The sequence below is a fragment of the Flagellimonas allohymeniacidonis genome, assembly GCF_004296335.1.
GTDB lineage: Bacteria > Bacteroidota > Bacteroidia > Flavobacteriales > Flavobacteriaceae > Flagellimonas > Flagellimonas allohymeniacidonis.
This window is the reverse complement of sequence record NZ_SGIU01000002.1, coordinates 733,506-748,667: the sequence shown is the minus strand read 5'-3', so window position 1 is coordinate 748,667 and position 15,162 is coordinate 733,506. Positions and strand designations below refer to the sequence as shown.

Below are 15,162 nucleotides of genomic sequence, written 5' to 3'. Positions count from 1 at the left end.
TGAGTGTGATTGTCAGCAATTTCTAAAAATAACCAATTTTGAGTTCAAAAAAAGAAAAACCAGAAACCATTAAGAAGGCAGGAAGTCACATTTGACCATTGTTCAGATAATACAAAACCAATTCACCAACGCTGATTACGTATCCATCAGCTTGAGGATAAACATAGAATAATTGTCTTGGGCTTTATCGCGTATATCATCTAGGATGCGCTTCTTGATTTCAATAGGGGTACAGTCTTCCTTAAACCAAAGCCCAATATTTTCGGAGTTAACACTTTCCAAAAGGCCATCACTACATACTAGGAAAAAGTCGTTGGGCTTAAGCTCAGAAATTACTTCTTGGTCGATTCTTGTTGGATTCAATCCGTTGATGGCACGGGTGATCACATTTCTTTTGGGATGGGTCTTTGCTTCTTCCTCTGTGATTTCTCCCATTTCCAACAGATCTTGAACTACGGAATGATCTCGGGTCTGAAAAAGAATTTCACCGTTTCTGATATGATATACACGGCTATCACCCACCCACCCAATAAGGGCCTTATTCTCAGAATCTGACAGCCATAGAAGTGCTAGCGTCGTTGCCATTCCATGGCTTTTTGGATTGTGCGCTATATAATCTTCAAACTGTTCCTCTACAAATACCAAACCTTTTGACAAATACGATGCCTCATTTACACTCATTATAGGCCGTGTTTCAAATAGACTGGAAAATCCCTCGCAGACCAGAGAGGAAGCCACTTCACCCTTTGCATTTCCCCCAACTCCATCACAGACCAGAAACAATCGGTTCTCCTCGGTTGGTGCTTCTGGAAATATAGCATCTTCATTGTTCGAGCGCTTGCCAGTTTGATGGCAACTGGCAGGCATAAAAAGTTTCATACCCACCGGTTAATAATTTTTTTGTACAAAACTACAGGCATCGGAATATCCCATATTGCATGATTTATTGAACCAGGTTTTAGCAACTCCCCGATTTATTGAGACACCTTTGCCGTAGTAATGACAAAGTGCTAAGTTATACGTGGCCGTAGAGCTCCCTTTATTTGAAGATTGGAGGTAGTAGTTGTAAGCCTTGGTTTTGTCTTTACTTCCTACATACCCCAATTCATAAATTACACCTAAATAGTTTAGGGCTTCTGCATGGTCTTGTTCCCCCGCCTTCTCGAACCACTTTCGGGCAGCATAGTAATACTTGCCGTCGTAGTACATGAGTCCTGCTCGGTACTGACTGTGAGTATCACTTTGCTCCGCGGCTTTTAGATACCATTGTCTTGCTTTTATTTTATTGGTGCTTCCCAATTTTCCACTGTAATAGAGATTGGCAAGTGCTTTTTGGGCGTTCATGTAACCCTGTTGCGCCGAAGCGAGATACCACTTCTCTGCATCCACAAAATTTATTGCACCCGCATAGCCCTTCTCTGCCATTACGCCCAACATATAGTTTGCCGTTCGATTGTTCTTGGCGGCCGCACTTAAAAAGTAGGTCTTGGCTTTCTGATAGTCTTGGGGTTTCCCCTTTCCTTCATAGTACAAAGCTCCCAAAACATATTCTGCTGATGCATATTTTTGATTCGCGGACAATTCGTACCATTCAATGGCCTTATCGAGATTTTTTTCTCCAGCTTCACCAAATTCCAAAATCTTTCCTGTCATGTACTGACCAGCGGCATACCCTTTTTCAGCAGAAATCAGGAACCATTTGTAGGCTGCGGATACATCTTTTGGTCTTCCATACCCGTTGTAGTAGATCAAGGCCAAATTGTAGGAGGCAAAGGCGTTTCCTTTGTCAGCGGCTTTTTGAAACCAATTTCCTGCTTCGGAATAATTCTTATCATCATAGTAGATGATACCTAATTCATTTTGAGCGTCCAAATATCCATTTTCAGCTGCCTTGGTGTACCAACTAATGGATTTTATCGGATCCCTCTTGGCAAGAATTCCTTTGTTATAAAATTTGCCCAACCAATATTGGGATTGCACATCGCTGTTCTCTGCAGCTGTGGTATACAATTCCAAAGCCTTAACCGTGTCCTTTTCGGGATAGTATCCATAGCGATACATTTCCGCCAAGCCTCGGTAACAGGAATATCTATTTAGATCTTTACACTTGGTGTAACCATCATAAGCGGCCTTGTACTCTTTTTTTGCTCGTTTTATATAGGCCAAATTCTCTATAGCAGCGGGATGATTCTGAGCCGCCGCTTTTTCATAAAGGGCTTCAGATTTTTCCAAGTCTTGGTCTACTTCCAGTCCAAGCCTATGCATAATGCCATACACATTTTGCGCCTCTGGCATTCCCGCATCACTTAATTTTTTTACAGCTTTGTTGGCCTTGCCGAAATACTCCATAGCCTTGGAGGAATCTCGATTGTGTCCCAAGCCGTAGTAATAATTCCATCCATGTTGAAAGTTGGCCATTTCAAACCCTTGTTCCACAGCTTTATCGGCATTTTCAATCGCCATCTCATAGCTTTGTTCGGTGCCATATCCGTATTGGTTTAAAGTGGACAGAAAATAAAATGCCTCACCCGATCCGTATTCCGAAGCTCTTAAATATTGCTCGTAAGCATTTTTATGATCTCCAGTTTTATAGGCGTCCCACGCTCCGACCAATAGGCTTTTTACTTTTGATGATTTATAAAAGGAATAGCCTCCAACACTTAGGGCGATGGCAAAAATACCGGTCAAGACCAAGGGCCAAACTCTTCTCTTCTTTATATTTTGAGGGGGAACCGTGTTCCCTTGTGAGGTGTTACCCAAGAACACGGTATTTTCGGAATTATCCTGACCATTGAGGTCCTTAATAAATTCAGAAACAGAGGCATAACGATCAACAGCATTTTTTTGCAAACACTTTTTGATGCAAGCCTTGAACCGTTCGGGAACCACATCATAATTTGGTTCTTTTGATATGATCTCATCTCGAATGAGTTCGTAGTCCTTTACGCCGTGGCCAAAAGGAAGTTTACCCGTTAAAGTTTTATAAGAGATAACCCCAAGTGCCCAAATGTCCGTACGTTCGCTAATATCTCCGTTCAGGCCAAACTTTCTTTTAAAGAATTGTTCTGGCGCCATATAATGTGGCGTGCCCACTCCCTCGGTCATCGATTGTTGAATGGTTTTGTCGGATAGAATATCTTGACTGATTCCAAAATCGGTGACCTTAGCGACTCGTTTTTTGGTTCTGTCCTTGGAGAAAAGCACATTTCCAGGTTTTAGGTCTCTATGAATAATGCCCTGTCTGTGCAAATACTGAAGAGCATGGGCAACTTCCGAAATGATATCTTGGGCTTCACTCGTACTAATTTTGTTTTTAATGGCCTGATTCAAGGTGCCTTCACCGGCATATTCCATAATGAGGACGGGATAACTTGTATCACGACCCATGGCATCCTTATGGGTGATGTACTCCAATTCGAAATATGTAATAAGGTTGGTATGGGAAAGGCCATCTATCTTCGCGAATTCTTTTTCTAAGCTGTACTTTTTTTGTCCGGTACTACCAGAAGTTCCCCTAGACACGGCCTCTTTATAGATTTTTAAGGCAACATAGCGGCCCTCGGAGTTCAGGTCCTTAGCTTTGAACACTTCGGAAAATCCACCTTCCGCTATAAGGTCTTTTTCTGGATCCCATTCGTAGTGTGATAGTCTCATGATTGGTTTAGTTGATGTCCTTTAGTATAAATAATCGTCTTCGAATGGCATTACTCCGTTCCATTGGCTTGCAAATGGGTTACCATTTTACATGCGCTCTCATGGCCTCGATTGCAAGCTCCCGTATACCATGCCAAGGCCTCTTGTAAATCTTTTTTTACTTCATTGCCGTTGTAGTACAGATTCCCAAGGGTAACAAAGGCATCCACATAGCCCAACTCGGAGGACTTCTTGAACTGTTGGATGGATTTGTCGATATCCTTTTGAACCCCCTGGCCATTCAGGTGCATAATTCCCAAATTGAATATGGAAGGAGCATGGTTTTTTTTAGCGGATTTTTCGAAGTACTTCTTCGCCTTCGGGTAATTTACCGCAACATTTTTTCCGAAATAATACTTACACCCTTGGGCAAAAACAGCTTCCTTGTTTTTTGGGAAAAACCAAATCCCTGCAAAAACAGCCAACAATATCCATAGGGAGAAACCCCAAAGACGATCCGTAAAGGGGATACCATAATCTGGTAAGGGGTCAGGTAAATTGCCACTGGCTTGAAAAGCCGCAATCTTTTCCTCATCTAGCGGATAGTATGTTCCAAAATTCTTCGATACCCCAAGCACATATCCATCATCGGTCATATAAACGCCCATAAAGAAGAATTGGGAGGTTGTTTTGTAGGCTAAGTAAAGATCTTCGCCATTGGGACCTTTTATATCCACATCGCTGATTCTTTTTATGCGTTCACTTTTGCCAAATAAGCCTTTTACTCTTTTTGCGGATGCTATATTCGGAACGAACAACACCAAGGCGATGAGTAGTGTAATCTTTTTCATTTTTGGTTGATTAGGATTTGTTGGTTGCTTTTTTTCGAAGCCTAATAAATATACTTCTTTCTTCCATATCTCTCACCTTGAAGGCAGTACGAATTCCTTCAGGGAGTTGTTGCCATAAGATATTGGCGGTCTTTTTTGATTTGATTTCTATAGTCAGAATTCCCGAGGAATAGGTTTTGGTGGTCTTTTTGATTCCATTTTGGCTCACAATTTCTTGATACAGATTTTCCGCCATTTGATTGTCATATTCCAAAGAATTAATAGTGATGCTTACGGTACTTTTTGGTTTTGATTTTTTTGAACCGAAAAGTATACTGCCTACTTTCTCAACAGTTTCTTTGGCACCTTCGACCGTACTTTCAACACCTTGTACGGTATTGTCAATATCCGTATTGGTCTGTTGTACTGTTTGATCAACCTTGTCTACCTTCTGAACAGTCTTATTTTGTCGAGCCCTATTTCTTCTGGACTCGGTTTCTTGGGCATTGGCCAAGGCGCAAAGCAAAATGGCAAAGGATACCACTGTTAATTTTTTTGATGTCATCTTCTTTAGTTTTGGTTATACATTCTGTAGGTATATAACCGTAAAGTCTGGATGTCATCTTTTTTTATAACTTTTTTATTCTGGAAAGCTCAATGGGTATACTTTGGAGGCAAAAGAGGGTCTTTCCATAAGCATTCGGGTCTCGGTGTTGGCGGTAAAATCCAATTCCTTTAGTGGGGTCATCTGTGCGGTATGGGCTTCAATTTGGTATAAGGTAGTATTATGGATGAGGTAATACGCATCTCCCTCCTCTTTTGAAATAGCCACTACCTTCATTTTATCAATGTCCATATTGGAATCAACAAACAGTACCTTCTTTCCGTTTTGCTCTGTAAAGTAGTATTCATTTTTTAGTGAAGCCCCACTTGCCACTTTTACTATAAGGTCTTGGGAGGGTTTGGCATTGGTAAAAAGGGAGTGGATTTCTATCTCCAGTTCCTCTTCCAGAACAGTTTTGAAATCGTATGGCCTGGCAATCTGGTTCAACTCTTTCTTAGTTCGGGTAACATCCAACGAATACAGATTTCCCCGGTATTCTAAAAAGTAAAGCCCGTTCGAATTTTTACCCAGTTTGATTTGAAGTCCAGAAATTCTTGGGTCTCCAAATAAGGAAAGTTTTTTGCCATCAAAAGTATAGGTGAGCATTCCAGACGGATAAGGAACCTTAAGAACTGCTTCTGTTGAAAGCGTTTTGGCATTTGAAAATGCCAATTGGACTTCGTCATTGTCGACATCAAGCTTAAAAGTGTCCTTTTGAGTGGTCTTATCTTGTTCAACAAGCTCAGTATTCTTCTTTGGCAAGAATAGGGTATCCTTAGTTTCGTTTTTTAACGTATCTGCATCAACGGTAGTGGGAAGGGTATCATCTCCAATTGGACTTTGCGGGTCTTGCCTGGTGAAAATGTAAAGAGCGGTTCCCACAATGATCGAAGCGGCTATGGCACCACCATAGACAATGAGTCTGCGGTAAACGCCCTTCGCCTTTTTCTTTTGCTCTTGCTGGTATTCTTGATAGAGATGGGTAAGCTTTCTTCGAAGTTTATCCTCGGCCTGTAGCTCAACTCCCTTATAGATCTGTTTGAATACCTCAAACTCTTTTGAAAATTCAGGATCTTCGGCTAGAAGCCGTTGCACCTCTTTCCCCTCTTCGGGATTCAGATGACCCAAAAGGTACTTATCAATAAGATCAATATGTCGAAGCTCCTTTTTCATTCTGGTTTAAGACGAATAATAACATCGTAGGATACCTCTTCCCTGAGTTTTTGAAGGCATCGTAATTTTTGTTGACTGGCCGATCGGGCACTGGAGTAGTTAAACCGCTCCGCAATTTCTTCCATCTTTTGGCCCATGAAAATTGTGGCTTCCAAAATTGACTTACAAGGATCTCCTATCTTTTCCAGAGTACTTTGCAAATACTGTTTTAGGTTTGGACCTTTTATGGTGATTTCAATGGTGTTGTTCTCCTGTCCTCCATCAGATATCGAAAACGTAATGTCCCTATTTTCATATTTTTTTCTGCGATTGAGTTGGTTCAGCCATTGCCGCTTACAAATTTCGAACAGATAGGTGCTTATTTTACCCCTCGGTTCATATTTATCCGCCAAAACATTTTTGTAAAATACCATTATCGCCTCTTGGAACACATCCAAGGCATCCTCTTCATTGCCATTGTTTTGACCAATCCAGCTTTTTACCATTCCCATATGGTTGTAAAGCTGCTTTAGACAATTTTCATTGCCGTTTCGAAGCTGTACTATCAATTCGTGGTCGGTCATTTACAGAGAATTCTTGATGGGTTACAGCCCAATTTCAATAGTGTCTTTTATCGGGATGTTGAACGCATAATCTTGAATTTGAATTTTGGCATCGCCCATGATGGTGAAATTGACCTTTTGATTGGTTAGCCATGAAAACTTAACCTGCTTCAAAATGTCAAGGTTGTTCAAAGTTACATCGATGGGCAAGGTTGAGGTCCCTCCCACTTTTTGTTCAAACGGCTGGGCTAAACTCCACAAGGCAACCTCTCCCTTTTTTTTATCTAGATAAAACTGTAGGTCTAGTTGGGTAATGGTATAGTCCAGAGGTAGCTTGTTTAAAGTTTCCATGCCGAGCTTTAAGTGGGTTTTTTTCAGTGAGGGCAACCTGTCCGTAGCTATCGACCGAATCTTGAAGTTGTTCCCATAATCAAGATTCCTGTTGATTTCCTCCAAAATAATTTCTTTGGTGTTCAAATGGATTTTGTCTTCCAAAGCAATGGTGAAGGAATTCAACAAAAAGCTTACCTTCCCATTTCCCTTAAGTGCAAAAACCGTTGAGTCTGATTCTAAAAGTTCAGTATAGTAGGCATTTAGTTTTTTTAAGCTGATTTCACAAGTAACGGGTATTTTGATTGTGTCGTTCGCCCCCAGGCTCACCTGTTCATTCAAGAATCCATCTCCGACCAATGAGTCTTTATAAAATAGGGACATGCTTGATTGCCGCAAGTTTGTTTTTACGTTATTCGGATTATAGACCACGTAATCCATATCCACAATGAGGTTGTTCTCTTTCAAACCCTTTATGGCAACATTGTCAATCGCTATAAACTCCGGTTTTTCGCTGCAGCTTACCATGAGGATAAAAAGGATGAGTATAAATAAGGTTCTTCCCATTGTTTTGATTTAAATACTGTCCTTTTTCTTAAGGGCGTAGTATATCATTACATAAAACAGAATATTGAGCAGGGTGATGACAAGTAGGTTCATGTCAAAACTGTCGAAAACATCCCCTATCAGCGTGCCTTCATGCACTAGGTCGGAGTTGTATAAGTCCAAAACAGTCAGGGCAGAGGAAGCTACCTCCATGGTTCCTTGAGCAGGAGGTTGAACGGGTATTGATGTCAATACGGACTGAACCACCTCAGATTCGGAATCCAAAGTGGAAGAGGCTTTGTCCTGTAATCGGGCAAACCCTTCGGTTCCCCATCTGCCCAAAGTGAAAAAACTTAAAACCTCTACAACCGGATTGTTTATTTTGGTCATTACTCCAGCCAACATGATTTGGGGCATTAAAGCTATTGGTACGACGGTCATTACCTTTTCGGTGGAATTAAATGCCGACGACAACCAAAGACCTATCAGTGAGGCCGAAAATGAAATGAAGAACATAAAGAGAACGCTTTGTCCATAAGGCCTCAAATACACATCATCAAAACCTTCGAAAGTGTTGAACCTGAAATTTAAATAGATGATGGTCACAAATATCACAGTCTGTACCAATGCAAACAAAGAGAGGACCATCCATTTTGAAAGGATGTAGGTATTGATGTTTAAGTTATACATGCGCTCACGCCTGTAAACAGATAGCTCCCCGACAATTTCCTTGGCAGCATTGCTCACGCCAAACCATATAGCTGAGATGGCCATTAAAAAAAGAACCCCAACCTGAAATTTATTGAACACCAAACAGACGAGACCGGCAATAATTATGGGTTGTGCCAACAATAGTACCAAGTTTTCCTTGTCATTTAGCTTGATGTTCAAATACCTGGAAAACAACCAATACAATTGCAACCAGTACGAATCTGGTTTTTCTTTTTTTACCTCTGGGTTATTTGTACTCTTGAAACCAATTTTGGAAGGTTTTTGATAGTAGGTGGAGACCACACTCAAGTCGCTCATTTTGCTATACACCTCAACAATGTTTTGCACTTCAAAATGAGAGGTCAACAAATCTGCCGGGCCCTTGAACACCAAATGTCCTTGAACTCCTAGAAAAATGGCCTGATCCACATAGTTAAGGTCCTCTGGTTTGTGGGTAACCATCACAATGGTGGTTCCGGAATGTGCGAGCTTTTTAAGGCTTTTCAGAAAACTCTCGATGGTTTCTGGATCCAAAGGAGACGTAGGTTCATCCAAAAACAGTATCGTGGGTTCTGTGAGCAGTTCAACGGCTATGGAAACCCTTTTGCGTTGCCCTCCCGAAAGATTACCGACCTTTATATCTCGAATGTCCTTCTCCTTATCCTGATCAAGATTTAGGTCATTGATGACCTTATCGATACGCTTATTGATTTCCGAAAGAGCGGTATCATCGGGGAGACGGAGTTTGGCTGCGTAGTAAAGTGTTTTATATACGGTGAGCTCTTTGTGGACAATGTCATCTTGGGGAACGTAACCAATTTTCTTTTTGATCAAATTAAAGTTGTCGGCCAAGGACAGGCCGTGGATAAATACCTCCCCCGAGGTTGCGGGGTTTTCTCCATTCAAACACTTAAGAAGGGTTGACTTTCCACAGCCCGATGGCCCCATTAAAGCGACAAAGGTTGAGTGCGGTATGTCCAGAGACATGTCTTGCAAACCAATTTTGTTGTTGGGATATTTCTTCTGGATGGACAAAGCCTTAATGGCACTGCTTTCCTTTCGAAGATCCTTGGCCCCATCCTTAAGCGTGATACGATAAAACGAAATAGTTACCGTATCGCTGTCTTTAAGCCTGCTTTTTGTTTTTACCTCTTTGCCGTTGAGATAGGTTTTGTTAGTGGAGCCCAGATCTTGTATCCAAAAGCTCCCATTTTCAAAACTTAATTGGGCATGCTGTCGTGTAACGGTGGGATCATCCAAAACAATGTCGTTATTGGACTGTCTACCAATACTGAGAGACCCTTTGGCAACTATGGCCTGTTTGAATCCTATAAATTTTGATGGATTGGCACTAGGTTTTTCATTGTTGACTTCCTTTTGTTTCAGTTGAATGCTCTCAGAAGCCAATCGTATCATATCATCAAAAGAAATCTTCGTCCAAGTATTGGGTTCCAGGCGCTTATTGTTGACAAATGTTCCATTGGAGCTTCCCAAATCTTGGATGAACACGCCATCATGCCGCATATTTATTTCTGCGTGCCTTCGTGAGATCATCCGATCACTCAATTCCAAATCTGCACCATGTCCCTTGCGGCCCAAACTTATAGTTTGATTCTCTGATAAGGGAACAGTTTTTTCGTTGCAAATAAGGTGAATTTTGTTGGTCATTAGTTTTGGATATAGCTCTCAATACATTGTTTGCGATGTTCGGCAAAAGGGTGTGTTGAGGTAAGTTTTTTTAGAAGATCTTGTTTCTCGTAGCGCTCCATTTTTTTGAAAAAATCTGCAAACTTACTTGCATCATAACCGGCTTTTTGGGCCAATTCAAAACCAAATTTGTCAGCTTCGTACTCATCAATTTGATCAAATGGGGGAGAAAAAGTGCCATTGATTCTTTTGGCGATATCCCGAAAACCTTCTACGCGTGTCATGTTTTCCAGATCGGTGGATAAGGTAAGTTTGGTTACTTTTCGTTGTGTGTGCAACTTATCCTCATGGGCCACCTCATGCCCTATAATAAATGCTAATTCGTCATATGAATCCACAAAGTTTAGTAGACCCGTGGTAATATAGAGATAGCCTCCCAAAGTGGCAAAAGCATTGATTTCCTCCGATTTTAGAATACTCAAAGTATAAGTCACCCCATTTCTTGAAACGTTTTTGGTAAGGTTCTCCAGGATTTCCTGTGCCTTTTGTTTGGCAAAATAATTATAATCTATCTGGCCTAGACTAACATACTGTTGATAGATTTCTTTTCCAATATTTTGCTTTGAATCGCTGGTAACATATAGCATGGCATCCAACCAATTATTTTCAAATTGTTTGAATAAAAAAGCAGGACCATCAAAGGCATGCCCACAATCCTTCAATAAGGTGGCATGATCAATTTTTGAAGTGTAGTCCGCGAATGCTTCTTCCAATTTTTCAATGGGTAGTTCCTGTGCACTTAGGTGTGTAAGGGAAAATAAGACAAGAATAAAGGTAACTGCTTGTTTCATGAGGTTGTTTAGGTGTATATAACCAAAAATAGCGAATGTCATCTTTTTTCTTCCATTTGTCCTTTTTTCTTCTAAATTAATGTGTTGATTTTCTGAAGTATGCAAGCGCTGTTTCAAATTGAAACAGCGACATTTTTAATTGTTGTTTTGCAACCACATTGTTCAAATAACATCCACACTTCGTTTTTTTTCGTAAAAGCTATAGGAAAGCATTTTCCAGCTAAATCTAACTAATCAAAATTTTGTCACAACCGATGGTACGGTATCTGACCCACGTTTTTTTTCAATTTGTTTTTTGGGTTTTTATTTTGGGACATCCTCTAGTTCTAAAATCTCAGGAGCAACAGCGCTATACGGGAAGTTTCGAAATAGGTTCCTATCAAGGGGATGCCGATTATGCGTACCGATTGTTTGAAGCCGATACCCTTTTGGAAGGGCCATTTCATATGCAATCGTCAAATTTGGATGCCCTTTTGAAAGACGGGGATGAAACCTTCGTTTTTGATGGAAGTTTTAAGGATGGTGAGGCTGACGGATTTTGGCGTTTTGAATTTGGTTCCTATACCACTGATGGAAATACGAGACTGGTAGATGGCCAATACCGACTGAACATCAATGGAACACGGTTTGAAGCCTATGGCGTTATAAATCAAGGAAAACCCAATGGCCAATGGATTTTTATGGTCAATGAGTTGGTTAACTCGTCCCTTCAAAGCAATCTTTTTAGAAGTGTTATTTCCTTTGAAAAAGGAGTTCCCCAGCGAAATGTCCGCATTGAGAATGAAAAGAGCACGCTTGTGGGACGTTTTTTGCGAAATGGTTTGGCCCATGACGTTTGGTCTCGCTACGATAAGGAAAACACCAACACTTCAGAAAGTTGGGTGTTTGATGAAGGATTATTGAATCAAATAACCTACGAGGATGAAGAAGGCTCCACAGAGACCGCTGTGTTTACAGAAAGTCAATTGGAGACCAAGATAGTTGCGCTTAACAAGGCGTATCTCAATCTTTTGAACTTGATGGGAGATGCGACTGTAAATGAAAGAGCTGAAAATGATATCGCGTTTCTGCTGCTTCAGAACCATGGCTATTATCAAAAGATAACCGACATTCTATCCCATTTGGGGAAGACAAGCTTCATGCCCGAATTTAGGGTAAAGGTCCCTCAGATAACAAAAGACAGTGCTGAAATCATAAGCTTGGATACTATTGTGGATTTGTATGCCAAAGCGACCCTTGCCAGTGAATTGCTTTTGAACAACACGCAATTACAAATAATAGCTCGGTCTGATACCGAGGTTGATTTTCTTTACAAGGCACTGCAAAAAATTGATTCGGACTTTCTTCAACCCCTAAAACAGTTAAAGGAATATCATGAAAGTGGAATAACAGGGTACCTTACCACCGAATTGTTGCTACAGCGATTATTTCCAAATGGGCGGCCTACGGCAAATATCACGGTAGAAATTGAAAAGGATGGAGTATTATCTGCACAGACGTTCACCGGACCCGATGCGAAAACTTACAACTTTGAAAGTAGTACGGTAACAGCTCTGGAACATATGGCCCGCTATGCCCAAACCAGTGCGGATTCCATCGCAAGTATATTGAACAAGAAACTGGCCAGTGAACAAAAGCAACAAGAATTGGTGGAACTGGAAAGGGGTTTAATTGCCCAGATCAAACAACTTAACCTGGTAATCGATTCAGTCGGGAGCAACTTACCCAACGAGGTGAGCAAAACCCTTGCGGCGATTAAGAAATTTGGTGAAAACAAACTCCAGGCATATACAGCTATCCAGGATAACGACACTAAGGTGGCAAGGGGAACTGAACTTGCTGAATGCCTCAAAGAACTTAACCGGCTTGCCATTGTCATAGCTGGCCTTCCCGAAGAGCAACGCCAGCTAAAAGAAAAATACCAAGATGCCGTGTGGAATCCATTTATGGCCACGATTATGGACGAAGCGGTCAAAAAACGTATCATGAGTGCCTACGAAAATGTCCTGATTCCCTACTTGCTACTTTCAATACAATCAGAACTTTCATGTGACAATACCCCTCAATTTAACAAGCTACTGGAGCAAATTCACATGCGTATGTATGAATTGAGGGATGAGAATACCACCAAGCTTGAGCGAAAATTGAAACGGGAACGAGACCCTCAAATCGTCCTTGGGCTGTTCAATATCCAATCTAAAAAATGAGCAGGCCATTTATGAAAACATTGTTCATGAAAAAATCCGTTTGGATAGCTGCGGCATGGTTATGTTCGTTGGTTGTGGGTACCGCGCAGCAAACCGAAGTACTTCCAGAAGCATCGGAGTTTAAGGATCCTGATACCAGAATATGGTTCAATACCTATGGGAACATTCGCATATCAAAGCGTTTATTCTGGGATGCTCAAACGCATTTTAGATTTAAAGAGTCGGAAGATACCCCCTTCATCGGGCAAATTGCACAGATTTACAATCGTCACGCCATTGGTTATATCTATGATAAAAAAACCAATTTCAGCCTTGGTGGGGTCATGCGTATCAACTTCAATACGGATGAAGATTCTACCGATAGGAATGTGGTTCCGGAGTGGCGTATTTGGCACCAATATCAATTTGCCATGCCCTTATATAGTGCCATGATCTATCATCGAATTCGGATTGAGCACCGATGGACCCAAGGATTTGAGGAGAACAGCAACTATATCTTTCGGAATCGATGGCGATATATGTTCCGGGCAAAGATTCCACTGAACAATTACAAGTTGGAAACCAATACGCTATATGTCTCACCCGAAGCGGAGTTGATCATGCAAAGTGGAAAGGCCGTTGTGGGCAGCGTTATGGAAGACTTGCGATTGACCACCACTTTGGGCTACATACTGACTCCAAGATTGACCCTTGCCGGAGGGCTGATGTACTCCCATGGGCAGACTCTTGAAAATCCTGGAGTTTTTAAGCAAAGTTGGACGGTTCGCTTTCATGTGTACTTCTCTCCGGATATCCGCCGGGTAAAAAATAAACTTCCGGCCATCCATTTTGACGATTAGAACGTATATGTACTGTTAGTCAGTTAATGCATATCATGAAACAGCCCCTTTCTACAAAAATTTTGATCTCGTGTTTGGTCGTTGCAACAGGTTTGGCCCTGTTTTACGCCATTAAGTCGAACAGTCTTAACAAACAACTGACGGAACAATTGGCATCTCAACAAGAAGTTCAGCAAGAAATGGAGGAATACCGAAGTTTAATCGCGGTTGATTCGCTATTGGTGGCTGGTGAATATGAGGATGCCTTAAACGCTTCAAAAGAAAAATTTGTGGAGACCAAAGATTGGAAAAACAACGCAAACTTGCGTATTGCTTTGGCACAGAAATTTATGGATTTGGAAAGGAATATTGAGCAGGTATCCCAACCTAGCCAACCACAGGAAACCGTTGATAGTTTGACCGTGGCTGAAGCACCCTCACCCAAAGAAATTCGCTATGTGGATTCGTTGCGGTTCGCTCTTGAAAAGTCCAAAATACGAATGGCACGTATGGAAAGGCGATTAAGCCAAAAATCTCTTGGCCGATACCTAACTTTTAAAAGTAGTAAAGGCAGCGAGATTCACTATGTAGGGCAAGTCAAAAACAACAAGGCCCATGGGCATGGCATAGCCCTGTTCAATACCGGTAGCCGATACGAAGGCGAATGGAACAACAACCAACGCCACGGTGAGGGTACCTTTCACTGGCCCGATGGGGAATATTATGTGGGAGAGTACAAAAACGACCGACGTGATGGGCAAGGCACCTACTATTGGTCAAATGGCGAAAAATTTGTTGGCCTGTGGGAGCAAGACAAGCGTACTGGGGAAGGCGTTTTTTATGGTAAAGACGGAAAAGTAGTCGCCAAGGGCATCTGGGAAAGCGATGAACTGGTGCAAGCTCACAAACCTTAAATCATATTACATTCATTTTATTTATTCCTTTTAACTTAAGCTACCTATAGTAGCTTAAAATTAATGGGAATGCTATAAGGCATATTCACAGACCGACCTCTTTGTTTGCTCAAGCCTGCCTTTATCTAAATAACGGTTTGGTTCGGGGTGCTTTTCATTTCACCTTATGCTAAGGCTCATCTAAACTATATTAAAAATTGTTTTGTTGATTGAATACCTTAGCTCATTGATTCAATTATTGTTTAAGTTTTGACCAATGAAAAGGTCATTTCTAAGCTTAACTTTAAACAAAACACCTAGGTTCTCATGATTGACTAATGCTGGTTTTTACTCCAAAAAACTTTATATTGAAAAAG

Annotated in this window: 12 protein-coding genes; 3 read left to right on the top strand and 9 right to left on the bottom strand. The window is 41.2% G+C overall.

The features are described 5' to 3' along the window. Window positions 1–135: 135 nt before the first annotated feature. From EW142_RS11730 to EW142_RS11690, 9 genes are all read right to left on the bottom strand, one after another. On the bottom strand, window positions 136–879 hold the full coding sequence (locus EW142_RS11730; protein ID WP_130614065.1) for a PP2C family protein-serine/threonine phosphatase: 744 nt from the start codon (window positions 877–879) through the stop codon (window positions 136–138). Between the two features lie 9 nt (window positions 880–888). Further along, window positions 889–3,654, bottom strand: coding sequence for a serine/threonine-protein kinase (locus EW142_RS11725; RefSeq protein WP_130614063.1), 2,766 nt, complete (start codon window positions 3,652–3,654; stop codon window positions 889–891). Between the two features lie 50 nt (window positions 3,655–3,704). Beyond that, window positions 3,705–4,484: a tetratricopeptide repeat protein gene (locus EW142_RS11720; protein ID WP_130614062.1), complete on the bottom strand. Its 780-nt coding sequence runs from the start codon at window positions 4,482–4,484 to the stop codon at window positions 3,705–3,707. Between the two features lie 10 nt (window positions 4,485–4,494). Continuing rightward, window positions 4,495–5,028 (bottom strand): hypothetical protein, encoded by a 534-nt coding sequence (locus EW142_RS11715; protein ID WP_130614060.1) that lies wholly within the window; start codon window positions 5,026–5,028, stop codon window positions 4,495–4,497. A gap of 75 nt (window positions 5,029–5,103) precedes the next feature. Beyond that, complete coding sequence (locus EW142_RS11710; protein WP_130614058.1) at window positions 5,104–6,240, bottom strand: hypothetical protein; 1,137 nt, start codon at window positions 6,238–6,240, stop codon at window positions 5,104–5,106. Continuing rightward, a complete protein-coding gene (locus tag EW142_RS11705; RefSeq protein ID WP_130614057.1) occupies window positions 6,237–6,803 on the bottom strand; it encodes an RNA polymerase sigma factor in 567 nt (188 codons plus the stop codon). Before EW142_RS11705 ends, EW142_RS11710 begins: the two co-directional genes overlap by 4 nt. A 21-nt stretch (window positions 6,804–6,824) precedes the next feature. Further along, entirely contained in the window at window positions 6,825–7,679 is an 855-nt protein-coding gene (locus EW142_RS11700; RefSeq protein WP_130614055.1) for a hypothetical protein, read from the bottom strand. A 9-nt stretch (window positions 7,680–7,688) separates the two neighbouring features. Continuing rightward, window positions 7,689–10,037 carry an FHA domain-containing protein gene (locus tag EW142_RS11695; protein ID WP_130614053.1) on the bottom strand — a complete coding sequence of 783 codons (2,349 nt, stop codon included), beginning with the start codon at window positions 10,035–10,037 and terminating at the stop codon, window positions 7,689–7,691. Then, a complete protein-coding gene (locus tag EW142_RS11690; RefSeq protein ID WP_165395270.1) occupies window positions 10,037–10,867 on the bottom strand; it encodes a M48 family metallopeptidase in 831 nt (276 codons plus the stop codon). Before EW142_RS11690 ends, EW142_RS11695 begins: the two co-directional genes overlap by 1 nt. 254 nt (window positions 10,868–11,121) lie before the next feature. Between EW142_RS11690 and EW142_RS11685 the strand changes: the two genes are divergently transcribed. From EW142_RS11685 to EW142_RS11675, 3 genes are read left to right on the top strand one after another with little or no spacing between them, the layout of a single operon-like run. Continuing rightward, window positions 11,122–13,074 carry a hypothetical protein gene (locus EW142_RS11685; protein WP_130614049.1) on the top strand — a complete coding sequence of 651 codons (1,953 nt, stop codon included), beginning with the start codon at window positions 11,122–11,124 and terminating at the stop codon, window positions 13,072–13,074. 26 nt (window positions 13,075–13,100) lie between these two features. Next, window positions 13,101–13,913, top strand: coding sequence for a DUF2490 domain-containing protein (locus EW142_RS11680; RefSeq protein ID WP_130614047.1), 813 nt, complete (start codon window positions 13,101–13,103; stop codon window positions 13,911–13,913). A 35-nt stretch (window positions 13,914–13,948) separates the two neighbouring features. Next, window positions 13,949–14,806, top strand: a complete 858-nt coding sequence (locus EW142_RS11675; protein WP_165395269.1) for an MORN repeat-containing protein — start codon at window positions 13,949–13,951, stop codon at window positions 14,804–14,806. Window positions 14,807–15,162 lie beyond the last annotated feature (356 nt).

Bases quoted from the DNA above. Each gene is read 5' to 3' on its own strand.
- EW142_RS11720 (WP_130614062.1), bottom strand. From the start codon at position 4,484: ATGAAAAAGATTACACTACTCATCGCCTTGGTGTTGTTCGTTCCGAAT.
- EW142_RS11690 (WP_165395270.1), bottom strand. From the start codon at position 10,867: ATGAAACAAGCAGTTACCTTTATTCTTGTCTTATTTTCCCTTACACAC.
- EW142_RS11680 (WP_130614047.1), top strand. From the start codon at position 13,101: ATGAAAAAATCCGTTTGGATAGCTGCGGCATGGTTATGTTCGTTGGTT.
- EW142_RS11705 (WP_130614057.1), bottom strand. From the start codon at position 6,803: ATGACCGACCACGAATTGATAGTACAGCTTCGAAACGGCAATGAAAAT.
- EW142_RS11710 (WP_130614058.1), bottom strand. From the start codon at position 6,240: ATGAAAAAGGAGCTTCGACATATTGATCTTATTGATAAGTACCTTTTG.
- EW142_RS11715 (WP_130614060.1), bottom strand. From the start codon at position 5,028: ATGACATCAAAAAAATTAACAGTGGTATCCTTTGCCATTTTGCTTTGC.
- EW142_RS11685 (WP_130614049.1), top strand. From the start codon at position 11,122: ATGGTACGGTATCTGACCCACGTTTTTTTTCAATTTGTTTTTTGGGTT.
- EW142_RS11725 (WP_130614063.1), bottom strand. From the start codon at position 3,654: ATGAGACTATCACACTACGAATGGGATCCAGAAAAAGACCTTATAGCG.
- EW142_RS11675 (WP_165395269.1), top strand. From the start codon at position 13,949: ATGAAACAGCCCCTTTCTACAAAAATTTTGATCTCGTGTTTGGTCGTT.
- EW142_RS11700 (WP_130614055.1), bottom strand. From the start codon at position 7,679: ATGGGAAGAACCTTATTTATACTCATCCTTTTTATCCTCATGGTAAGC.
- EW142_RS11695 (WP_130614053.1), bottom strand. From the start codon at position 10,037: ATGACCAACAAAATTCACCTTATTTGCAACGAAAAAACTGTTCCCTTA.
- EW142_RS11730 (WP_130614065.1), bottom strand. From the start codon at position 879: ATGAAACTTTTTATGCCTGCCAGTTGCCATCAAACTGGCAAGCGCTCG.